The following is a 20,351-nucleotide window of genomic DNA, read 5'->3' as shown; positions in this document are numbered from 1 at the left end:
CCTGCCACCGGACGTCAGGCGTTGCCGTTGAACAGGCTCGTCACCGAGCCGTTCTCGAAGACCTCGTTGATGGTGCGGGCCAGCAGCGGGGCGAGCGAGAGCACGGTGAGGTTGTCGAAGTGCTTCTCCGGAGGGATCGGCAGGGTGTTGGTCGCGATCACCTCACGGGCGCCGCAGTTCGCGAGGCGCTCGGTGGCGGGATCGGAGAAGACGCCGTGCGTGGTCGCGATGATCACGTCCTTCGCACCGGCCTCCTTGAGCACACCCACCGCGCCGGCGATGGTGCCGCCGGTATCGATCATGTCGTCCATCAGCACGCAGGTGCGGCCCGCGACGTCGCCGACGACGCGGTTGCTCTTGACCTGGTTCGGGACGTTGGGGTCGCGCGTCTTGTGCACGAACGCCAGCGGCGCACCGTCGAGCGCGTCGGCCCACTTCTCGCCGACCTTGACGCGGCCGGCGTCGGGGGAGACGACCACCATGTTGTCCGTGCCGTACTTCTCGCGGACGTACCCCGCGAGGATCGGCTGTGCATGCATGTGGTCGACGGGGCCGTCGAAGAAGCCCTGGATCTGGTCGGTGTGCAGGTCGACGGTGATGATCCGGTCGGCGCCGGCGGTCTTGAGCAGGTCCGCCACCAGGCGCGCGGAGATGGGCTCGCGGCCGCGGTGCTTCTTGTCCTGGCGGGCGTACGGGTAGAAGGGCAGGACGGCCGTGATCCGCTTCGCGGAACCGCGCTTGAGGGCGTCGATCATGATCAGCGTCTCCATGATCCACTGATTGACCGGGTAGGGCGCGCTCTGGAGGACGAAGGCGTCGCTGCCGCGCACGGACTCCTCGAAGCGCACGAAGATCTCGCCGTTGGCGAAATCGCGTGCCGTCTGCGGGGTGACCTGCACACCGAGCTCGTCGGCGACCTGCTGCGCCAGCTCGGGATGGGCACGACCCGAGAACAGCATCAGGTTCTTCTGGTTATCGATCCAGTTGTTCACTGCTCGTCAATCCTCGCGATAGCCTGCTGGGCCGCCTCGGCAGAGCTCGTGCCCGGACGCCGGTGCAGGACCCATTCGTCGATGTTCCGCTGATCCGCGGCGGAGACCGCCAGGGCTCCCGGCGGCACGTCGCGCTTGATCACGGTACCCGCTCCGGTGTACGCGCCGTCGCCCACCTCCACCGGCGCGATGAGCATCGTGTCCGATCCGATGCGCACGTGGTCGCCGATCGTCGTTCGGTGTTTGTTCACCCCGTCGTAATTCACCGTCACCGTCGCGCAGCCGATGTTGCTGCCCTCGCCGATGGTCGCGTCGCCGATGTAGCTCAGGTGCGGGATCTTGCTGCCCGCGCCGATCTGCGCGTTCTTGGTCTCGGCGAAGGCGCCGATCTTGCCCTTCGGTCCGAGGTCGGTGTTCGGCCGCAGGTAGCTGAACGGCCCGACGGTCGCGTTCTCGCGGATCACCGACAGGTGCACCTCGCTGCGCAGTACCGTCGCGCCGGCGCCCACCTCGGTGTCGATCAGGGTCGTGTCGGGGCCGATCACCGCGTCCTCGGCGATGACGGTGGCGCCGCGCAGGTGCGTGCCCGGCTGGATCACCACGTCGGGGGCGATCTCGACGTCGACGTCGATGTAGGTGCTCTCCGGGTCGACGACGGTGACCCCGTTCAGCTGGTGCCGCTCGACGATCCGGCGGTTCAGTTCCCGACCGAGCCGGGAGAGCTGGATCCGGTCGTTGCAGCCTGCGACCAGCATCTCGTCGTCGACGTGGTCGCCGCGCACCAGCTGGCCGGCTGCGCGGGCGATGCCGATGACGTCGGTGAGGTACAGCTCGCCCTGGGAGTTGTCGGGCCGCAGCTGGGCGAGTGCGGCGACGAGCTGCGCGTGGTCGAACGCGTACACGCCGGAGTTGATCTCCGTGATGGCGAGCTGCTCGGGCGTCGCGTCCTTCTGCTCCACGATCTGCGTGACCTGCCCGTCCTGGGTGCGCAGCACGCGCCCGTAGCCGGTGGGATCGGCGACCGCGGTGGTCAGCACGGTGACGGCGGCGCCCGCGCCACCGGTGTGCGTGTCCAGCAGCGCGCGCAGCGTCGGGGCGTCCAGCAGTGGCACGTCGGCGGCGGTGACGACGACGGTGCCGGCGAAGTCGGCCGGGAGCGCGCGCAGGCCCGCCTGGACGGCGTCGCCGGTGCCGCGCTGCTCCTCCTGCACCGCGACGAGGATCTCGTGCTCCAGCTCGCCCGCGGTGGCGAGTGCGGCCGCGGAGACCCGGTCGCGGTCGTGGCCGACGACCACCACGAGGTGCTCCGGCTCCGTGCCCGCGGCGGCGTGCAGGGCGTGTCCCAGCAGCGTGCGGCCCGCGATCGCGTGCAGCACCTTCGGGGTCTTCGACCGCATCCGCGTTCCCGCGCCCGCGGCGAGGATCACCACCGCTGTACCGTTCGCCATCGCTGCTCCTGAGGTGTCGTCCGTGTCGTGCGTTCGCGTCGAGCGTCGGCTGGAATCCTACGAGAACCGCCCGAGTGCAGCGTCCGTGGCACAATGCTTGACGACGGTTCCGGGCTCCCGCCCGGACCCGATCTCCCGTGGTGTAATCGGCAACACTTCTGATTTTGGTTCAGACATTTCAGGTTCGAGTCCTGGCGGGAGAGCAGTACCTGGCGTCACGGCTGCTTCGCCCGCTCCCACGACGCGACGGGCCCCGGCACCGTCCGAAAGCTCCCGTGCGGATCCGGCCGCTCGATGGTGCGCCACCGTTCCGCCACGTCCGGGCTCCGGGCTTCCAGTTTGGCCCGGAGGTGCGCCCATTCCAGGTCCAGCTGTCCGGCCGTCACGTCGATCCGGGCGACGGCCGCGCCAGGCTGGTCGATGCGGGTGCGGTCGAAGTTGTAACCGCGGGCGTCGGCTTCGTCGGCGAGGGCGGCGAGGTACGCACCCACTGCGGCGAGCGGATCGGGCGCCGCGCGGAACCGCTCCAGCTGGGGGTGCTGGGTGTAGCCCTTCGTGCGCCCGGCGAGGACTGCCTGCGCCAGCAATGTCTCCCTCCAGCAGGCGATCAGCGCCTGCCGATCGAGGTAGCGGGGGTGTATCGACCAGATGCGCATGCCCCCACGCTATCCGGCCGGGTCCGGGAACCGTCGCCCGTGCCGGTTCGCCCGAAATGTCCCGCGCACCAACCGGGGTGCAAGGCGAGGACAAGGTCGCGGTGGCTGACTGACGGCATGAACCCGTACGAGCAGAACCCGGCGCAGCAGCCTGCCGGCCCGTCCTACCCGCAGCAGCCCTACGCGGGGCAGGGCTATCCGCAGCACCCCTATGTCCAGCCGCAGCCGTACCCGCAGGGGCCCGTCTTCCAGGCGAAGTTCCGCAGGCACACGGGGCTGCTGATCCTGGCCCAGTGGCAGGACTCCTGCGCCACGGGCGACTACCAGCAGATCCGCGCCGCCTACCGCGCAGCGCAGACCCACAACCTGCTCGCCGGTTGGTGGGGTGTGATCTCCCTGCTCGTCTACAACTGGATCGCCCTCCTCGGCAACGTCTCCGAGATGAACCGCATCAAGCAGCAGGCGCGGGCCGCGGGACTCGAGGTCTAGCGGCCCGCGCCTCGGCGGGATCGCGCGCCCGGGGACGCAGGCGATCGGGTCTAGTCCGGCTCCTCCCAGTCGTAACCGATGCCGGTGTCCACCTCCACGCATTCGAGGGTGTCGCCGTTCGACGCGAGGACGCGCTGTCCCTCCTGGGTGGGGGTGCACGAGTCGTACATCGACGGCGGGTCGGCGGCGGCGACGGCGGGAGTGAGCGCGAAGGCCGAGATCGCGAGGAATCCGGCGGCGGCGAGGGACTTTCGGCGGATGTTCATGGTTCGACGGTGCGCCCCGAACCTGGGGATCCGGTGTCAGCCGGGTGCGCCTTCACTGCGGGTTCTTCGCGCCCGTCGTCACTCGGGGAGCGGCCGCCGCCGATCCGGTCTGCACAATCAAGTGTGACGAGGTGCACATCGCGGGCAATGCGCAGGTGGCGGGGTGTTCTGCTGATGCTGAACCGACTTTTCTGGCGCGGCCATTGACAGGAATAGTTACCCGCCATAGCGTGAAATCTGTTCGACACGACATAGATTTTCGGATGGGAGCGCGAGATGAACGACACCCGAGCCACCCAGGCACGAGTCCCGCGCCACCCCGTCGAAGCGGCTACACCGCTGGTCCTCCACCCCCGAGGTGGTGTCGTGATCGTCACCCTGCTGGTGCTGACTGCGAGCGTCATGATGGCGCCTCTCGTCATGCACCTCGTGGGTGTCCCGATCGGCTGAACGGCCGTCGAGCAGCACAGGCGAACCCGATGCGAAGGAGAGCACGATGAGCTTCACCGACGACGCCAAGAACAAGGCGCAGGACATCAAGGGCCGGGCCAAGGAGACCGTCGGCACCGCGTTCGACGACCCCCAGCTCAAGGAGGAGGGCCGCGGCGACCAGGCCGAGGCCTCGATCAAGGACAAGATCGCCGGCGCCGCCGACAAGGTCAAGGAGGGCGTCGACGAGGTGAAGGACAAGCTCTCGGGCAACTGACCGCCCGAGACCCCGACGACGATGGGAGCTGGACATGATTCGACGGATCGCGCGACCCCTGCTCGGTTCGATCTTCGTCTACACCGGGTACACCGGCCTGACGAGCGACCCCGGGCGGAAGGCGGACACCGTCGCCCCGCTGGTGGAGAAGGCCACTGAGGCCCTTCCGGATTCGACGGCGATCCCGACGAGCGCCCGGAGCTGGGTGCGGATCAACGCGGGTGTCCAGCTCGGCGGCGGCCTGCTGCTCGCCACCGGGCGGGCGCCGCGGGCCGCCTCGCTGGCCCTCGCGGGCACCCTCGTGCCCGCGACGGTCGTCGACCACCCGTTCTGGGCGGAGGCGGACCCGGAGGCGCGCCGCGAGCAGCAGCTGCACTTCGTGAAGAACCTGTCGCTGCTGGGTGGCCTGTTGATCGCGGGCTTCGACACCGAGGGCAAGCCGGGTGTCACGTGGCGCGCCCGCCGGGCGGCGGAGCGCGCCTCCGCGCGAGTCTCCGACACCGTCGCGGCGATCACGCCCGGCCACGACGACGGCGACACCTGGCAGGACAGGGCCCATGCCGCCCAGGAGTACGGCGCCGCCGCGATCGGCAGGGCGAAACCCGCCGTCGCGGGGGCCGTCGAGAAGGCGAAGCCCGCGATCGCCGATGCCGTCGAGCGTGCCAAACCTGCGATCGCCGACGCCGCGGACAAGGTGAAGCCGGTCGTCGACGACGCGGTGGACCGCGCGCGACCGGTCCTCGCCGACGCGGCGGACACCGCGGCCGGTCTCGCCGAAAAGGCAGGGGACCGTCTGCATGCCCTGCGGGACGAGGCGTCCGCGACGGTGGCGGACAGGAAGAAACGGGCCCGGGTCGCGTAACGTGGGGCCGCCCGGCCCGGATCGCGGCCGCGGTAGGTCGAGCAGAATCGAGACGCCGTGCCCCGCAGGCCAGAGTTCACCGGGCGCTACACCGACGCGCTGCACGCGCTGGAGGTCTCGACGCAGCGGAGCGCCCGCGTCGAGAACCTCGGCGGGCAGTACGCACTGCGCGTCGACTTCGAGCTCGGTCGCTACCTGCTCGCGACCAACACCGACGCGGAGACCGGCTTGGCCGACGAGGACGCGGGCGCACCCTGGCGGGTCCGGTTCTTCGACGGGGCCCTGGCCGACACTGCGGCCGTCCAGGTGGCGGACCGCTCGGCGGCGTGGCTGATCGACGCCTACGACGCGGCGGTCGGCGACCTCCCGCCGCTCACCGAGGTCCCGCACGCCTGATCGTCCCCGCGGAGCCGATCCGCGGGGACGATCCGCGGGTGACGGCGGCGGGGGTCCACGCCGCGGCGGTCGCCAGGATCTACAGTGGAGGGTGTAGGTTTTCGCTCCCGACGGGCACAGCAGTGGAGCGACGGTGCGAAGGAGGTGTGCGTGCGATGACCCAGTCCCATCGCGTGCGCTCCGACCTCGGCGTGTACAGCATCTCGGTGGCGTCCGAACTGTCACAGGTCGGCCTTCAGACGCTCCGACTCTACGAGCGGCGGAACCTGATCCAGCCGCAGCGCACCGCGGGCGGCACCCGCCGCTACAGCGAGGACGACATCGCACGCATTCGCCGCATCACCGACCTCGTCGCCACGGGGGTCAATCTCCCTGGTGTCGACCGCATCCTGGCCCTCGAGGACGAGTGCGCGGCGCTGCGGGCGGAGCTCGACGCCTGCCGAGCCGGCGCCGAATAGGCGCCGAGTGGGCCGCTACGGCTGCACGTTCACCGAGTAGGCGGCCGCGGCGTCGCGCACGTCGAGCACGTACTTGCGGGACTGGTTGTAGACCATGACGGCCTTCTCCCAGCCCTTCGCCGTCGTCAGGTCCTTGCCCGAGACGCACAGGTAGCGCGCCGCGGTCATCGCGGCGTCGTCGATGTTGTCCGGGTCGGCCTTGCCGTCGCCGTTGGCGTCCACGCCGAAGCGCTGCCACGTCTCCGGGATGAACTGGAACGGACCCATCGCGGCGTCGTACTTGGCGTTCGGCCGGTGCGGGTCGGTCCCCGTCGCGAGGATCTCCTGGTTCCCGTTGGTCCCGTCGAGCGGCACGCCGCGGATCGGCGGTGAGACCTTGCCGTCGGGTGCGATCGTCGCGCCGTGGTACGTGCCGTGCTTGCTCTCGATGAAGGCGATGCCGGCCAGCGTGGTCCATGCGATGCCGCACTCGGGCGTGCGTTGCCGCAGCGCCTCGGCCGCATTGCCGTACGCCTCGAGCGAGATCACCGGGATGCCGGTCGCCACGCTGATCGGCGTCGCCCAATCGCGGAGCAGGTCCGACGTGCGGCCCGGTCCGTTGACGTTGATGTACGGCACGGGCGCGCCCGCACCGGGCGGGATGCCCTGTGGGATGTCGGGGCGCGGATCGATCGCGCCGCACCCGGCGAGCACCGTCGCCGCACCTACGGCGACCACCGCTGCGCGCATGCGGGAACTGACCATGATCCTGCCGTGAACTCTCTCGCCGAAAACTGGGGACGCGATCTCAACGTCCGGGTCGTGCCTCGGGGTTCCCGGCGTGACCGGCCCCCCAGGCGGTGACCCATGAGTCTACCTCGCCGGAGGCCATCGCGGCCTCGGCCCGGCGCACCCGGTCCATGAAGGCCAGGACCCGCCGCCGGTAGTCCAGTTCGTACGACGCGTCCGGTTCCGTCGGGTCGACGGTGACGGTCCGCACGTCCTCCGGCACCAGCTCGGCCGGGAAGTCGACGGTGCGCAGCCGCTCGAAGACCTTCGCCACCAGCGCCAACGCGGGCTGGCCGAGGGAGATCGAGTCGAGGACGGAGGCGCGGTCGCCGCGCTCGAGCCGCTTCTGCCGCTCCCAGTTCTCGGCCTGCGTCGCCACGTCGACCTCGGCACCGTCGGCGAGGTGCGGCGTGCGCCGACGCACCTTCGCGGACAGGGTGCGGGCCACGTCGTCGATGCCGAAGGGGTGCGGCCCCTCCTCCGCGATGCGGGAGTGGAACACCACCTGCAGGAGCAGGTCACCGAGCTCGCTGCGCAGCTCGTCCGCGGCGGCCGCCCCGTCCTCCGGGGAGTCGAGCGCTGCGACCGCGTCGGCCACCTCGTAGGTCTCCTCCACGAGGTAGCGCAGCAGGCTGGCGTGCGTCTGCTCGGACTCCCACGGTCCCGCGCGCCGCAGCCGATCGATCAGCTCGACGGTGTCGAGGACGGCCAGCCCGGCGGGCCGCGGCGCGGTGATCACGTCGGCGCCGGCCGTCCGCAGCGCGGCGGCGGCCGGGTGTTCCCCGTCAGTGGTGAGCAGGGTCGCGCCGGCGGGCATGTCCGCGCCGAGGGCCGGGCGGCCGTCGGGCAGGTGCCAGGCGAGCTTCACCGGCAGCTCCTCCGTGTAGTACACGGTGCCGGTGAGCCGGCCGAGGGCCGCGACGGGCAGCAGGGTGGGCAGCTCGGGGTCGAGCAGGACGACGGTGCCGCGCGCGCCGCTCACGGGGCGTCCGCCGTCGCGACGGCGCGGGGCGGCTGGTCGAGCCGCCAGTACCCGGCGCCCTTACCGTCCATCGCCGCAAGGAAGTCGGCGACCGCCTGCAGCACCTCGATGTCGCGCACCCGCTCGCTGCCGACGCCGCCCCCGCCGACCCGGGGGAGCGGGAAGGTGACGGTGCGGGTCGCGGCGCGGTACGAGCCGCCCGGGTACAGGCGTTTGAGGCGCATCTGCTGCGAGTCCAGCAGTTCCATCGGCGCGATCCGGAGATTGGTTCCGGTGACGGTGATCTCGGTGACCCCCGCGTTCCGCGCGAGCGAGCGCAGCCGGGCGATCGCGGCGAGCCGCTCCACCTCGACCGGCGGCGGGCCGTAGCGGTCGGTGAGCTCGGTGAGCACTTCGGCGACCGCCGCGTCGTCGTGCGCCGCCGCGAGTTTCCGGTAGGCCTCGAGCCGCAGCCGGTCGCTGGTGACGTAGTCGGGTGGGATGTGCGCGTCCACGGGCAGGTCGATGCGCACCTCCTTCTGTTCCTCGGGAACGGTGATCGGCTTGCCGTCGGCGGCGGCGCGGTAGGCCTCGACGGCCTCGCCGACGAGCCGGACGTACAGGTCGAAGCCGACGCCGGCGACGTGGCCGGACTGCTCCGCACCGAGAACGTTGCCGGCACCGCGGATCTCGAGGTCCTTCATCGCCACCGCCATACCGGCGCCGAGGTCGTTGTTCTGCGCGATGGTCGCCAGCCGGTCGTAGGCGGTCTCGGTGAGCGGCTTCTCCGACGGGTAGAGGAAGTACGCATAACCGCGCTCGCGGGAGCGGCCCACGCGCCCGCGAAGCTGGTGCAGCTGGCTCAGGCCGAGGTTCTCGGCCCGCTCCACGATGAGCGTGTTCGCGTTGGATATGTCCAGGCCCGTCTCGACGATCGTGGTGCACACGAGCACGTCGAACTCGCGGTTCCAGAAGCCCTGGACCGTGCTCTCGAGGGCCTCCTCGCCCATCTGTCCGTGCGCGACCACGACCCGCGCCTCGGGCACCATGTCGCGGATGTGCTTGGCCGCCCGGTCGATCGAGCTGACGCGGTTGTGCACGTAGAAGACCTGGCCGTCGCGCAGCAGCTCGCGGCGGATGGCGGCGGCCACCTGCTTGTCGTCGTAGGCGCCGACGTAGGTCAGCACCGGGTGCCGCTCCTCGGGCGGGGTGAGGATGGTGGACATCTCGCGGATGCCGGCCATGCTCATCTCCAGCGTGCGCGGGATCGGGGTGGCGCTCATGGTGAGCACGTCGACGTTGGTGCGGAGCGCTTTGATGTGTTCCTTGTGCTCGACGCCGAAGCGCTGCTCCTCGTCGACGATCACGAGGCCCAGGTCCTTCCAGCGCACGCCGGTCTGCAGGAGTCGGTGCGTGCCGACCACCACATCGACGCTGCCGTCGGCGAGGCCCTCGAGCACGGCCTGCGTCTCCTGCTTGTCGGTGAATCGGGACAGCCCCTTGACCGTGACGGGGAAGCCCTGCATCCGCTCCTCGAACGTCTTCAGATGCTGTTGCGCGAGAAGGGTGGTGGGCACGAGCACAGCGACCTGCTTGCCGTCCTGTACGGCCTTGAAGGCGGCGCGCACGGCGATCTCCGTCTTGCCGTAGCCCACGTCGCCGATCACCACGCGGTCCATGGGGACGGGCTTCTCCATGTCGGCCTTCACATCGCCGATCACCGTCATCTGATCGACGGTCTCCGTGAACGGGAAGGCGTCCTCCATCTCGCGCTGCCACGGGGAGTCGGGCGCGAAGGCGTGGCCCGGGGCGGCGTTGCGGGCCGCGTAGAGCTGCACCAGCTCGCCCGCGATCTCGCGGACGGCCTTGCGCGCCTTGCGCTTGGTGTTCTGCCAGTCGCTGCCGCCCATCTTCGACAGCGCCGGCATCTCGCCGCCGACGTACCGGGAGAGCTGATCCAGCGACTCCATCGGGACGAAGAGCTTGTCGCCCGGCTGGCCGCGCTTACCGGGCGCGTACTCGATCACGAGGTACTCGCGACGGGCGCCCGCGACGGTGCGCTCGATCATCTCGACGAACTTGCCGATGCCGTGCTCGTCGTGCACCACGAGGTCGCCGGCCGTGAGGGCCAGCGGGTCGACCTGGTTGCGGCGCTTGGCCGGCAGTCTCCGGCCATCGCCGACGCCCGCGACCCGGTTGCCCGTGAGGTCGGGCTCGGCGAGCAGCACGAGCTTCTCCGCGGGCACGGTGAGGCCCGTCTGCAGGCTGCCGCGCAGCACGCCGACGGTGCCGGGCCGCGGCGCGGCGCCCGCGTCCAACTCGGCGGCGGGGACCTCCGCGTCGCGCAGCCGCTCCAGGATACGGGCGCGGGTGCCCTGTCCGGCGACCACGATCACGCCGGTCCCGCCCGCCGCGGCGTGGGCGCGCAGCGTCGCGAACAGCTTCTCCGCCTCGGCCTCGGAGCCGCGGGGCGCGGGCGCGTGCTCGGCGCGCACCGTCAGGTGGTCCGGCCCCTCGTCCGGCCCCGTCGCCAGCGGGGAGACGGTCCACCAGGGGCGGCCGGCGTCGGAGACGGAGTCGTGCACCTCGTCGAGCGAGCGATAGGCGCTGGCACCCAGGTTCATCCCCGTCGGGTCCAGTGGCGCCGCGGAGCCGAGCGCGGCCGCGGTCCACGACGCCTCGAGGAACTCCTGACCGGTGCGGCCGAGATCCGCTGCGCGGGTGCGGATCTTCTCGGGGTCGAGGAGCAGGGTGTGCGCGCCCGCGGGCAGTACGTCGGTGAGGAGCTGCAGCTCGCCCGGGATGAGGGCGGGGATCAGCGCCTCCATGCCCTCGACCGGGATGCCCTGGGAGAGCTTCTCCAGCATCTCCACGAGGGCGGCGTCGGATTCGTGCTCGGCCTTCAGTGCTGCGGCGCGCTCGCGGACCTCCGCAGTGAGCAGGAGCTCGCGGCACGGGTACACGTGCACGGTTCCGACCTCGACTTCGGGCTGGGAACGCTGGTCGGCCACCGAGAAGGCGCGCAGGTCGGTGATCTCGTCGCCCCAGAACTCCACGCGCACCGGGAGATCCGTGGTCGTGGGGAAGACGTCGAGAATGCCGCCGCGGACGGCGAACTCGCCGCGCTTGCCCACCATGTCGACCCGCGTGTAGGCGAGCTCCACGAGGGTCTCGATCAGCTGGTCGAAGTCGTGCTCGACGCCCTCGCGCAGCGTGATCGACGGGGCGTCGCCGAGGCCGGGCGCCATCGGCTGCACCAGCGAGCGGACCGTCGCCACCACGGCCCGGAGCGGCTCGCCGTACTGGGCGTCCTCGGGGTGGGCGAGCCGGCGAAGGACCTGGAGCCGTCGTCCGACGGTGTCGGCGCCGGGGGAGAGACGTTCGTGGGGCAGCGTCTCCCAGCTGGGGAACTGGGCCACCGCACCGTTGCCCAGCATCTCCCTCAGCTCGGAGGTCAGGTCGTCCGCCTCGCGGCCGGTGGCGGTGACGACGAGGACCGGTGCGCGGTCGGCGAGCGCCGAGACGAGGAAGGGGCGGGCACCGTCGACCGCGGTCACCGTGAGGTCGGGCCTTCCCGCGGCGTCGGCGAAGGCGGCGATGTCCGGATCTGCGGCGACCGCCCTGGTCAGTCCGGAGAGGGCTGGGACGGAGGAGGGGGCGGCGTCAGGCACCGAACCAGTGTATTGGCGCGGTCCGACACGCGCCGACGGGCCCGAGTGCCGTTCACGCGCCGGAGCCGGGCGCGGCGTAGCGCGCCAGGAACGTCGCCACCGCAGCGTCCGCGACGGCGTCGGATTCCTCCTGCGTGCCGCCCGTCCGGCCCCCGGTGAGCGTGAGGCGGTTGAGCGGCGCGGCGAGGGCGAGCCAGGTGAACTGCTCGGCGGCGACGGCCGGGCTGTCGATGCGCAGGAGACCCCGCGCGGCGAGGTGCGCGAGGGCGTCCGCGAGCAGGGCCAGGTTGCGGTCCCAGCTGCGGCGCACGTAGTCGTCGGCCACCTCGGGGAAGCGGTGCGCCTCTGCGGCGACCAGGGTGCGCATCCGCAGGACGGGGGCGCTGAGGACGCCCGCCTGCAGCGTTCGGGCCAGGGAGCGCAGCCCGCGGCCGACGTCGTCGGTCGCGATCAGCGCGTCGAGGTGGGGGCGCATCGCGTCGCGCCCGCGATCCACCCAGTCCCGGACGACCGCGGCGTACAGCCCGTCCTTCGACGGGTACTGCCGGTAGAGGGTCTGCTTCGAGATCCGGGCACCGGCCGCGACGGCGTCCATCGTCGTGCCCGCGAAGCCGCGATCGAGGAACAGGTCGCGTGCGATGGCGAGCAGGTCGGCGCCGCTGCTGCCGCCGGGCCGGCCACGCGGGCGCGGTACGTCGGATGCGCTGTCCATGCCGAAATAGTACTGGACAGTACTGAGGCTCGGACGTAGAGTACTCATTAGTACTAAAAGGAGGACGTCATGATCGTCGCAGGTATCGCCGTCGCCGCCCTTGCGGCATTCGTTCTGAGCTCGGTCTACTACGTGCTCCTCTCGCCGGTCGAGCAGCGCGCGCTCGGCGACCGCGCGCTCGACCGCGGCACGCCGGGGCCCGCCAAGGTCGTGGCGGAGTTGGTCCGCACCGCGGTGGTCGCCGCCGGCTTCGCGTGGATCGCCGAGCGGTCAGCGCTGCTCGCGCTTCCGAGCTCCCTCGCGCTCGCCCTGGTGCTGTGGGTCGCGTTCCCGGTGGTCCTGCTCACGGGCTCGATCATCTGGGAGCGCGTCCCGTGGCAGACCGCCGCGATCCACGCCGGCGACTGGCTGCTCAAGCTGGCACTCGTCGCGGTCGTGCTGGGGTTCCTGCACTGACCCCGGCCGTCCCTAGCGGGGCATGCACCGCCCTCGCGTGTCGTGCATTCCCCACGTCCATGGACCTGGGGAGGCGGCCGTCCCGCTAGGGGCGTCCCGCGAGCGCGAGCCCCAGTCGCCGATCATGTGTGAGCCCGGTCGCCGCAGGTCTTGACAGGTGACGCGGGTCACTTTAAATTCCTTGCTCATGGTGAATGAAACATCAGCGTTCCGGATGGGGTCGCGGGCGCTCGCCGCGCTGCTCGGGGCCGTCCTCGTGATCGCCGTGGGCGTCGTGACCGCTCCGAGCGCCCGGGCGCTGCCGCCCATCGTCGAGCCGGCTCCGCCCGCCGACGCCTTCTACGACCGGCCCGCGAACCTCGCATCGCTCAAGCCCGGCGAGATCGTGCGCACCCGCACGACGTCGATCCGGTCGCTGCAGGTGATGCCGCTCAACGTGGACGCCTGGCAGCTCGCCTACCGCACGACGGGAATGACCGGCGAGCCCGACCTCAGCGTGACCACGGTGATGGTGCCGCGCGGCAAGAAGCCCACGAAGCTGCTCTCCTATCAGGCGGCCGCCGACTCCACGCTGCGGATCTGCCAGGCCTCGTACGCGACGACCAAGGGCGGTCCCATCGACCTCGCCGCCAAGGAGGGGCCGCTCACCTTCGGCATGCCCGGCGCCGAGTTGCTCTTCGCCGGCCTCGGCGTGCAGGAGGGCTGGGCGGTGGCGATGCCCGACCACGGCGGCGGTGACGACCGCTTCCTCACGCCGCGCCAGCCGGGCTGGGCCGTGCTCGACGGCATCCGCGCGGTGGAGAACTTCTCCCGCCTCGGGATGAACGAGAAGACCCCGGTGACCCTGTGGGGTTACTCCGGTGGCGCGATCGCCAGCAGCTGGACCATCGAGGAGCACCCGACCTACGCGCCGGAGCTCAACATCCGCGGCGCCGCGTTCGGCGCGCCCGAGCGGGACCTCGCCGCGTCGCTCAAGGCCGTGAACACCTCGCTGCTCGCGGGCCTCATTCCGCTGGCGCTCTCCGCGCTCGGCAAGGACTCCGAGGAGTTTCGCGTGGCCCTCGACGGGGTGCTCACGCCCGAGGGGCGGGCGCGCGTGAACGAGACCCGTCGGCACTGCATGCCGCAGAACGTCGTCGCCAACCTGTGGTTCGACTACAACCGCCTGCTCACCAAGCCGGTCGACGAGGTGCTGCGCATCCCGATCATCGCCAAGACCATTCGCGAGCGCGGCATCAGCGGCCGCATCCCGACGGTGCCCGCGTACGTCTACAACGGCGTCACCGAGGAGGTCGCGCCGATCACCGGAACAGACAAACTGGTGAACTCGTACTGCGCCGGCGGCGCGTCCGTGACCTACCGCCGCGAGGACTTCCCGCCCAACCCGGTCAAACAGCTCATGACCACCCACGGGACCGTCGTGGTGACCGGCGCGGGCGGCGCGTTCGACTGGCTCAAGCAGCGCATGAACTCGACCGGGCCGGCACCGTCGGGCTGCGACATCCGCACCGTCTTCAGTAGCGGCCTCGAGCCCGCGGCGATCGGCACCTTCGGGCAGGCCATCGGTACCGTCCTCGCCTCGCTGGTCGGCGCGCCGATCGGGGCGGGACCCCGGTAGTCAGTCCCCGGGGGCGGGTTCGACGGTGCCGTCGGGCCCGCCCAGCCGGCTCGGCTCGATGGCGACGGGGTTCTCCTTGAGGCCGATGAGGCCGTACCAGGAGAGGTTCACGATGTGCGCGGCGACGGCCTCCTTGGGCGGAGTGCGTACCTCCAGCCACCACTGCGCCGTCATGGCGACCATGCCGACCAGGGCCTGCGCGTACAGCGGGGCGAGCTCCGGATCGAGGTTCTTGCGCTCGAACTCGCCCTCGAGGTGGTTCTCCACCTGTCCGACGAGGTCGTTGAGCAGCGTGGAGTACCCGCCCGAGTGCTCGACGGAGCTGTTGCGGGTCAGGATCCGGAAGCCGTCGGCCCGCTCTTCGACGTAGGTGAGCAGGGCGAGCGCGATCTGCTCGATGCGCGTCTTCGACCGGTCCTCGCGCATCGCGCGGGAGAACACCTCGAGGACCATCTCCATCTCGCGGTCCACGACCACCGCGTACAGGCCCTCCTTGCCGCCGAAGTGCTCGTAGACGACGGGCTTCGAGACGCCGGCCTTCGCCGCGACCTCCTCGATGGTGGCCGCCTCGTAGCCGCGATCGGCGAACACCGACCGCGCCGTGTCGACCAGTTGGTTCCGGCGCTCGGCCGCGGTCATCCGCTTCCGCGCCGGCGCGGCGCGGTTCGCCTTGGCGGAGGAGGTCACGACGCGTCCGTCGGGCCGGGCACGGCACCGTCGTCGCCGGGGGCGTCCGACGGCTTGCGCGCGGCATCGGCCTGCGCGGCGATCTGCGCGCGGTACGCCGCCTCCGCCTTGTCGTGCTGCTTCTTGATGAACCGGCTCGCGAAGATCAGGCCGACGAAGAACAGCACCTCGAAGACGATGGCCGCGACGTACAGCACGCGCGCCGTGGTCGTGGTCGCGTCGGTCAGCCGCCAGATCAGCACGCCGAGCACCAGCAGCAGGACTGCGCCCATGGACTTCAACTGCAGGCCGTTGCTGAACGGAAGCGGCTTGTCACTCATGGGTGCCGATTCTACTTATCGGCCCGTGAACACCGTGAGATCGGCGAACAGGTCCAACAACGGCTGGGGGAGGATCCCGAGCGCGACCACCGCCGCCACGCCCAGGACGATCGCGAAGCCGGTGAGCGGGTCCACCCGCGGCACGTCCGGCGCGAACTCGTGGGCCGGAGCGAAGTACATGGTCATCAGCACGCGGATGTAGAAGACCGCGGCCAGCGCGCTCGCCAGCACGCCGACGACCACGAGCCACCCACCGCCCCGCTGCGCCGCCGCCGCGAAGACCGCGAACTTGCCGACGAACCCGGCGGTCAGCGGTATGCCGGCGAACGACAGCAGGAACAACGCCATGGCCCCCGCGAGCAACGGGCGCGACCGCCCGAGCCCCGCCCACCGATCCAGCTCCGCCACCTCCGCGGTCGTCCCGTCGGGCCGCGTCTCCCGGACGGCGGCGGCGACGGCGAAGGCGCCGACGGTGCTGATCCCGTAGACCCCGAGGTAGAAGCAGACCGCGCCCGTCCCCCGGACGGTCCCGGCGAAGACGCCGATGAGCAGGAAGCCCGTGTGCGCGATCGCGGAGTAGGCGAGCAGGCGCTTGACGTCCGACTGGGTCACCGCGATGACCGACCCCACGACGACGGTGACCACGGCGACCGCGGCGATCACCGGCCGCCAGGGCACGTCCCGGAACGCGACCAGGGTGAGCCGCACGATCACGCCGAACGCGGCGATCTTGGTGGCCGCCGCCATGAACGCGGTGACCGGGGTCGGTGCGCCTTGATAGACGTCGGGGACCCACGAATGGAAGGGCACCGCACCGACTTTGAACAGCAGCCCCACACCGATCAGTGCCGCGCCGAGCGTGCCGAACGTCGCGTCCTGCGGCACCGCCGTGATCGCCGTCGATCCCGTCGCGGCGAACCGGAGGGCGACGCCGAACAGCAGGATCGCCGAGCTGAACGCCCCCAGCAGGAAGTACTTCAGCGCCGCCTCGAGCGGCAGCAGGCCGCGCCGTTTCGCGAGCGCGCACAGGAGGTACAGCGGCAGCGAGAACACCTCGAGTGCGACGAACACCGTCAGCCAGTCTTGCGCGGAGACGAAGGCAAGCATGCCGCCGAGCGCGAACAGCGTCAGTGGCACCGCCTCGGTGTGCGTCAGAGAGTCGTACCGCGCCACCATGAGCGCCAGCGCGGGCAGCGTGGACACCAGCAGCAGACCCTGCAGCGCGAGGGAGAGCCCGTCGTCGGCGACCGACCCGGCGAGGACGGCCCGCGGGCGCGCTCCGGCGTCCGCGAGCAGCGCCACCGCGAGCAGCGCCACCCCGACGGCGCCACCGCCGAGCACCGCGTGCACCCGCGCGCGGACGCCGGCGGGCGCGAAGGACTCGACGAGCACGCCGATGATCGCCGCCGTGAAGACGATGATGGCCGGGGCGATCTGCGAGTACTCGATCGACGGCGCCGGGAGCGCAGCGAGCGGGCCGAGTGGTTGCGGGTTCATCGGGCGACCTCCGCGACCGTGGGTGAGACCGACGGGTTGATCGCGTCCAGCGCGGGGCCGGGGAAGAAGCCCAGCAGGAACAGCGCGACGACCAGCGGGACCAGCACGAGCAGTTCGCGCGGCCGGGCATCGCCGGAAGCATCCGGCCCGCTCGCCGCGCTCCCGGCACCGAAGGTGCGCTCCACGGCTTCCGGCGCGGGGCCGGTGAACATGCGCTGGTAGGTCCACAGCACGTACATCGCCGACAGCACCAGTGCGAGGACGGAGACGACCGCGGCGAGCGCCCACCGCGGGTAGGTGCCGACCACGACCAGCAGCTCGGACACGAACGGGCCGAGGCCGGGCAGGGAGAGCGTGGCGAGGCCGGCGATGAGGAAGATCGCGCCCAGCTTCGGCGCGCGGGACCAGACGCCGCCGAAGTCGGCGACCCTGCGGCTCCCGCGACGCGCCACCAGCACCCCGGCGGTGAGGAACAGCGCGGCCGTCGCCACGCCGTGGTTCACCATGTAGAGCACCGAGCCGGCCTGCGAGTCGCCGGTGCGCGCGAACACGCCGAGGATGATGAAGCCGAAGTGGCTGATGGACGTGTACGCGATGAGCGACATCACGTCGGACTGCCCGATCGCGAGGATCGCGCCGTAGACGATCCCGATCACCGCCAGCGCCGCCACCCACGGAGCGATTCGGGCGGCGGCGTCGGGGAACAGGGTGAGGCAGTAGCGCAGCATGGCGAAGGTGCCCACCTTGTCGACGATCGCCATCATCAGCACGGCGGTCGGCGGATTCGTCTGCACCGCCGCGCCGGGCAGCCAGGTGTGCAGCGGCCACAGTGGCGCCTTCACCGCGAAGGCGAAGAGGAAGCCCAGGAACATCAGGTCCTGCGCGATCCCGGGGCCGGGCCGCGCACCGTCGAGCAGGGCCCGCAGGTCGAAGGTGCCGGACGCGGCGTACAGCCCGACCATCGCCGCGAGCATGACGAGCCCGCCCGCCAGGTTGTAGAGCAGGAACTTCACCGCGGCACGGATGCGGACGCCGGGTTCGCTTCCGGTGCCGCCGAATCCGGCGAGCAGGAAGTACAGCGGGATCAGCATCGCCTCGAAGACGAGGTAGAACAGCAGCACGTCGGTGGCGACGAAGCTGACCAGCACCATCGCCTCGACCGCCAGCGTGAGCGCGACATAGGTGCCGGCCCGCTCGCTCTGCGGGGAGGTCTCGCGCCACGCGGCGAGCAGGAGGACGGGCAGCAGCGCGGTGGTCAGCAGTACCAGGACCAGACCGGTCCCGTCGAGCCCCAGGCGGTAGCCGGCGCCGAACGACGGTATCCACGAGTGTGATTCGACGAACTGGAAGCCGCCGGCGGTGTCGAACGCGAACGCCAGCGCGACGCCGATCACCAGCGCGACGAGTGACGCCGCCAGCCCGATCCACCGCGCCGCGCGAGGCGCCGCAGCGGCGGCGACGCCGCCGACCGCGGGCGCCGCCCACAGCAGCGTCAGCCACGGCCCGCTCATGAGAGCCACACCGCCGCGGCGCCGATGAGCACCGCCGTCCCGGCCAGCATGGTCAGCGCATAGCTCCGCGCGTACCCCGTCTGCGAGCGGCGCAGGAGGAGGGATCCGAGGTGCACGCCCGCGGGGATCGCGTCGACCGCGCCGTCGATGCCCCTGCGCTCGGCGATGAGCAGCGCTTCGGTGGCGGCCTGGCCCGGACGCATGAAGACGGCCTCGTTGAGGGCGTCGCCGTACAGGTCCTGGCGGGCCGCGCGGGTCAGGGGGCTCACGGCCGTCGGTGCCTCGACGGGCACCGTCCGCGTCAGGCGGACCGCTACCGCGACGCCGATCGCGACCGCGCCGAGGACCAGCAGGGTGACCGCCCACGCGGGGATCGCGTGGTGCGCCTCGGGTGCGGATCCGACGGCGGGGGAGAGGAAGTCGGAGAGCGTGCCGCCGAGCACGAGCAGCGCGCCCGCACCGACGCTGCCCAGCGCCAGCACGATCATGGGCGCCGTCATCACGCTCGGCGACTCATGGGGATGCGTGCCCGCGCGCCAGCGGGGCTCGCCGTAGAAGGTCAGCACCATCACCCTCGTCATGTAGAAGCCGGTGATCCCCGCGCCGAGGATCGCGGCGCCGCCCAGCACGACGCCCCAGAAGCCGCCGCGGCCCAGCGCCGCCTCGATGATTCCGTCCTTGGTGAAGAAGCCCGACAGCGGCGGGACGCCGATGATCGCGAGGTAGCCGAGGCCGAAGGTGACCGCGGTGACCGGCATGACCTTCGCCAGGCCGCCGTACCGGCGCATGTCCGTCTCGTCGTTCATCCCGTGCATGACCGAGCCCGCCCCGAGGAACAGCCCTGCTTTGAAGCAGCCGTGCGCCAGCAGGTGCGCGATGGCCAGGGCGTAGCCCGCGGGGCCGAGGCCGGCGGCGAGCACCATGTAGCCGATCTGGCTCATCGTCGACGCGGCGAGGGCCTTCTTGATGTCGTCCTTCGCGCAGCCGATGACGGCACCGAAGAGCAGCGTCACCGCGCCGACGGCGAGTACGAAACCCTGCGCCACGGGAGCGGCCTCGAAGACGGGGCCGGTGCGCACGATGAGGTAGACGCCCGCGGTGACCATCGTCGCGGCGTGGATGAGCGCGGAGACGGGCGTGGGGCCCTCCATCGCGTCCCCGAGCCAGCTCTGCAGCGGAACCTGCGCCGACTTGGCACACGCGGCGAGCAGCAGGAGCAGCCCGAGCCAGGTGAGCGCGCCCTCGCCGGCCTCACCCGCGCGCGGCAGGAACTCGCCGAAGGTGGTGGTGCCGAAGGTCGTCAGGGTCACGGCGACCGCCAGGGCGAGTCCCATGTCGCCCACGCGGTTGACGATGAAGGCCTTCCGCGCCGCCGTCGCCGCCGAGGGCTTGTGCTGCCAGAAGCCGATGAGAAGGTACGAGGCGAGGCCCACGCCCTCCCAGCCCAGATAGAGCACCACGAGGCCGTCCGCCAGCACCAGCACCAGCATCGCGCCGAGGAACAGGTTGAGGTACCCGAAGAACCGTCGTCGTCCCGGATCGCTCGCCATGTATCCGATCGAGTAGATGTGGATCAGGGTGCCCACGCCCGTGATGAGGAGCGTGAAGCACACCGACAGCTGGTCCAGCCGGAACGCGAGGTCGACCGACAGGTCTCCGCCCGAGAACCAATGATAGAGAACGGTGCCCACGGACCGGTCCGCCGGATCGCGGGCCAGGAGCAGGCCGAAGGCGATGGCCGCGACCACGAAGGACAGCGCAGCGACGGCGGTCCCCACCAGGTGCCCCCAGGCGTTCGTGCGGCGCCCGCCGAGCAGCAGGACCGCCGCTCCGGCGAGGGGGATCAGCGGCAGAGCCGCGAGGAGTACGGTCACCGG

Annotated in this window: 21 protein-coding genes and 1 tRNA gene; 9 read left to right on the top strand and 13 right to left on the bottom strand. The window is 71.3% G+C overall.

What is annotated here, in order from left to right:
- Positions 1–14: 14 nt before the first annotated feature.
- A complete protein-coding gene (locus tag ELY19_RS02655; RefSeq protein WP_126194818.1) occupies positions 15–992 on the bottom strand; it encodes a ribose-phosphate diphosphokinase in 978 nt (325 codons plus the stop codon).
- Positions 989–2,440, bottom strand: coding sequence for a bifunctional UDP-N-acetylglucosamine diphosphorylase/glucosamine-1-phosphate N-acetyltransferase GlmU (gene glmU / locus ELY19_RS02650; RefSeq protein ID WP_126194817.1), 1,452 nt, complete (start codon positions 2,438–2,440; stop codon positions 989–991). Before glmU ends, ELY19_RS02655 begins: the two co-directional genes overlap by 4 nt.
- A 131-nt stretch (positions 2,441–2,571) precedes the next feature.
- Here glmU and ELY19_RS02645 point away from each other — a divergent pair.
- A tRNA-Gln gene (locus tag ELY19_RS02645) sits at positions 2,572–2,643 on the top strand.
- A 12-nt stretch (positions 2,644–2,655) separates the two neighbouring features.
- Here ELY19_RS02645 and ELY19_RS02640 read toward each other — a convergent pair.
- Complete coding sequence (locus ELY19_RS02640) at positions 2,656–3,096, bottom strand: pyrimidine dimer DNA glycosylase/endonuclease V (protein ID WP_126194816.1); 441 nt, start codon at positions 3,094–3,096, stop codon at positions 2,656–2,658.
- Positions 3,097–3,213: 117 nt separating this feature from the next.
- Between ELY19_RS02640 and ELY19_RS02635 the strand changes: the two genes are divergently transcribed.
- Positions 3,214–3,585 (top strand): hypothetical protein, encoded by a 372-nt coding sequence (locus ELY19_RS02635; protein ID WP_197715970.1) that lies wholly within the window; start codon positions 3,214–3,216, stop codon positions 3,583–3,585.
- Between the two features lie 50 nt (positions 3,586–3,635).
- Here ELY19_RS02635 and ELY19_RS02630 read toward each other — a convergent pair whose 3' ends face one another.
- Complete coding sequence (locus tag ELY19_RS02630) at positions 3,636–3,851, bottom strand: hypothetical protein (RefSeq protein ID WP_126194815.1); 216 nt, start codon at positions 3,849–3,851, stop codon at positions 3,636–3,638.
- A 276-nt stretch (positions 3,852–4,127) separates the two neighbouring features.
- On the opposite strand from ELY19_RS02630, the gene ELY19_RS23320 reads away from it, so the two are divergent.
- The 5 genes from ELY19_RS23320 to ELY19_RS02610 all read left to right on the top strand — a co-directional run bounded on the left by ELY19_RS23320 (position 4,128) and on the right by ELY19_RS02610 (position 6,273).
- On the top strand, positions 4,128–4,301 hold the full coding sequence (locus ELY19_RS23320) for a hypothetical protein (protein ID WP_164711491.1): 174 nt from the start codon (positions 4,128–4,130) through the stop codon (positions 4,299–4,301).
- Positions 4,302–4,347: 46 nt separating this feature from the next.
- A complete protein-coding gene (locus ELY19_RS02625) occupies positions 4,348–4,557 on the top strand; it encodes a CsbD family protein (RefSeq protein ID WP_068524371.1) in 210 nt (69 codons plus the stop codon).
- Between the two features lie 34 nt (positions 4,558–4,591).
- The gene (locus ELY19_RS02620; protein WP_126194814.1) at positions 4,592–5,419 is read left to right on the top strand and encodes a DoxX family protein; all 828 of its coding nucleotides are present in this window, start codon (positions 4,592–4,594) and stop codon (positions 5,417–5,419) included.
- A gap of 57 nt (positions 5,420–5,476) precedes the next feature.
- On the top strand, positions 5,477–5,815 hold the full coding sequence (locus ELY19_RS02615) for a hypothetical protein (RefSeq protein ID WP_126194813.1): 339 nt from the start codon (positions 5,477–5,479) through the stop codon (positions 5,813–5,815).
- 155 nt (positions 5,816–5,970) lie between these two features.
- On the top strand, positions 5,971–6,273 hold the full coding sequence (locus ELY19_RS02610; RefSeq protein ID WP_126194812.1) for a MerR family transcriptional regulator: 303 nt from the start codon (positions 5,971–5,973) through the stop codon (positions 6,271–6,273).
- Between the two features lie 15 nt (positions 6,274–6,288).
- Here the strand turns inward: ELY19_RS02610 and ELY19_RS02605 are convergent, their stop codons facing one another.
- The 4 genes from ELY19_RS02605 to ELY19_RS02590 all read right to left on the bottom strand — a co-directional run bounded on the left by ELY19_RS02605 (position 6,289) and on the right by ELY19_RS02590 (position 12,385).
- Entirely contained in the window at positions 6,289–7,002 is a 714-nt protein-coding gene (locus tag ELY19_RS02605; RefSeq protein WP_227967136.1) for a lytic transglycosylase domain-containing protein, read from the bottom strand.
- 58 nt (positions 7,003–7,060) lie between these two features.
- On the bottom strand, positions 7,061–8,023 hold the full coding sequence (locus ELY19_RS02600) for a nucleoside triphosphate pyrophosphohydrolase (RefSeq protein ID WP_126194810.1): 963 nt from the start codon (positions 8,021–8,023) through the stop codon (positions 7,061–7,063).
- A complete protein-coding gene (mfd, locus tag ELY19_RS02595) occupies positions 8,020–11,601 on the bottom strand; it encodes a transcription-repair coupling factor (protein ID WP_416222730.1) in 3,582 nt (1,193 codons plus the stop codon). Before mfd ends, ELY19_RS02600 begins: the two co-directional genes overlap by 4 nt.
- A gap of 124 nt (positions 11,602–11,725) precedes the next feature.
- Positions 11,726–12,385: a TetR/AcrR family transcriptional regulator gene (locus tag ELY19_RS02590; RefSeq protein ID WP_126194808.1), complete on the bottom strand. Its 660-nt coding sequence runs from the start codon at positions 12,383–12,385 to the stop codon at positions 11,726–11,728.
- A 69-nt stretch (positions 12,386–12,454) separates the two neighbouring features.
- On the opposite strand from ELY19_RS02590, the gene ELY19_RS02585 reads away from it, so the two are divergent.
- Both ELY19_RS02585 and ELY19_RS02580 read left to right on the top strand, forming a co-directional pair.
- Positions 12,455–12,841 carry a DUF1761 domain-containing protein gene (locus tag ELY19_RS02585; RefSeq protein WP_126194807.1) on the top strand — a complete coding sequence of 129 codons (387 nt, stop codon included), beginning with the start codon at positions 12,455–12,457 and terminating at the stop codon, positions 12,839–12,841.
- Positions 12,842–13,028: 187 nt separating this feature from the next.
- Positions 13,029–14,459, top strand: coding sequence for a lipase family protein (locus ELY19_RS02580; RefSeq protein WP_126194806.1), 1,431 nt, complete (start codon positions 13,029–13,031; stop codon positions 14,457–14,459).
- On the opposite strand, the gene ELY19_RS02575 is transcribed toward ELY19_RS02580, so the two are convergent.
- Genes ELY19_RS02575 through nuoL form a run of 5 tightly spaced genes read right to left on the bottom strand, consistent with a single transcriptional unit; the run spans position 14,460 to position 20,348 of the window.
- Positions 14,460–15,098 carry a TetR/AcrR family transcriptional regulator gene (locus tag ELY19_RS02575; protein WP_126198659.1) on the bottom strand — a complete coding sequence of 213 codons (639 nt, stop codon included), beginning with the start codon at positions 15,096–15,098 and terminating at the stop codon, positions 14,460–14,462.
- A gap of 44 nt (positions 15,099–15,142) precedes the next feature.
- The gene (locus ELY19_RS02570) at positions 15,143–15,466 is read right to left on the bottom strand and encodes a hypothetical protein (protein ID WP_126194805.1); all 324 of its coding nucleotides are present in this window, start codon (positions 15,464–15,466) and stop codon (positions 15,143–15,145) included.
- A 15-nt stretch (positions 15,467–15,481) separates the two neighbouring features.
- Positions 15,482–16,963, bottom strand: a complete 1,482-nt coding sequence (gene nuoN / locus ELY19_RS02565; protein WP_126194804.1) for an NADH-quinone oxidoreductase subunit NuoN — start codon at positions 16,961–16,963, stop codon at positions 15,482–15,484.
- Entirely contained in the window at positions 16,960–18,474 is a 1,515-nt protein-coding gene (locus ELY19_RS02560; protein WP_126194803.1) for an NADH-quinone oxidoreductase subunit M, read from the bottom strand. Before ELY19_RS02560 ends, nuoN begins: the two co-directional genes overlap by 4 nt.
- A complete protein-coding gene (nuoL, locus tag ELY19_RS02555) occupies positions 18,471–20,348 on the bottom strand; it encodes an NADH-quinone oxidoreductase subunit L (RefSeq protein ID WP_126194802.1) in 1,878 nt (625 codons plus the stop codon). Before nuoL ends, ELY19_RS02560 begins: the two co-directional genes overlap by 4 nt.
- Positions 20,349–20,351 lie beyond the last annotated feature (3 nt).

It is taken from the genome of Tsukamurella paurometabola (assembly GCF_900631615.1).
Lineage (GTDB): Bacteria > Actinomycetota > Actinomycetes > Mycobacteriales > Mycobacteriaceae > Tsukamurella > Tsukamurella paurometabola_A.
Note: the sequence above shows the minus strand (reverse complement) of the source record. Positions and strands in the feature narration are given on the sequence as shown.

What these genes read in the sequence shown, in the direction of transcription:
- glmU (WP_126194817.1), bottom strand. Translation starts at nt 2,440, where the DNA reads ATGGCGAACGGTACAGCGGTGGTGATCCTCGCCGCGGGCGCGGGAACG.
- ELY19_RS02640 (WP_126194816.1), bottom strand. Translation starts at nt 3,096, where the DNA reads ATGCGCATCTGGTCGATACACCCCCGCTACCTCGATCGGCAGGCGCTG.
- ELY19_RS02635 (WP_197715970.1), top strand. Translation starts at nt 3,214, where the DNA reads ATGAACCCGTACGAGCAGAACCCGGCGCAGCAGCCTGCCGGCCCGTCC.
- ELY19_RS02630 (WP_126194815.1), bottom strand. Translation starts at nt 3,851, where the DNA reads ATGAACATCCGCCGAAAGTCCCTCGCCGCCGCCGGATTCCTCGCGATC.
- ELY19_RS23320 (WP_164711491.1), top strand. Translation starts at nt 4,128, where the DNA reads ATGAACGACACCCGAGCCACCCAGGCACGAGTCCCGCGCCACCCCGTC.
- ELY19_RS02625 (WP_068524371.1), top strand. Translation starts at nt 4,348, where the DNA reads ATGAGCTTCACCGACGACGCCAAGAACAAGGCGCAGGACATCAAGGGC.
- ELY19_RS02620 (WP_126194814.1), top strand. Translation starts at nt 4,592, where the DNA reads ATGATTCGACGGATCGCGCGACCCCTGCTCGGTTCGATCTTCGTCTAC.
- ELY19_RS02610 (WP_126194812.1), top strand. Translation starts at nt 5,971, where the DNA reads ATGACCCAGTCCCATCGCGTGCGCTCCGACCTCGGCGTGTACAGCATC.
- ELY19_RS02605 (WP_227967136.1), bottom strand. Translation starts at nt 7,002, where the DNA reads ATGCGCGCAGCGGTGGTCGCCGTAGGTGCGGCGACGGTGCTCGCCGGG.
- ELY19_RS02590 (WP_126194808.1), bottom strand. Translation starts at nt 12,385, where the DNA reads ATGGACAGCGCATCCGACGTACCGCGCCCGCGTGGCCGGCCCGGCGGC.
- ELY19_RS02585 (WP_126194807.1), top strand. Translation starts at nt 12,455, where the DNA reads ATGATCGTCGCAGGTATCGCCGTCGCCGCCCTTGCGGCATTCGTTCTG.
- ELY19_RS02580 (WP_126194806.1), top strand. Translation starts at nt 13,029, where the DNA reads ATGGTGAATGAAACATCAGCGTTCCGGATGGGGTCGCGGGCGCTCGCC.
- ELY19_RS02575 (WP_126198659.1), bottom strand. Translation starts at nt 15,098, where the DNA reads ATGACCGCGGCCGAGCGCCGGAACCAACTGGTCGACACGGCGCGGTCG.
- ELY19_RS02570 (WP_126194805.1), bottom strand. Translation starts at nt 15,466, where the DNA reads ATGAGTGACAAGCCGCTTCCGTTCAGCAACGGCCTGCAGTTGAAGTCC.
- nuoN (WP_126194804.1), bottom strand. Translation starts at nt 16,963, where the DNA reads ATGAACCCGCAACCACTCGGCCCGCTCGCTGCGCTCCCGGCGCCGTCG.
- ELY19_RS02560 (WP_126194803.1), bottom strand. Translation starts at nt 18,474, where the DNA reads ATGAGCGGGCCGTGGCTGACGCTGCTGTGGGCGGCGCCCGCGGTCGGC.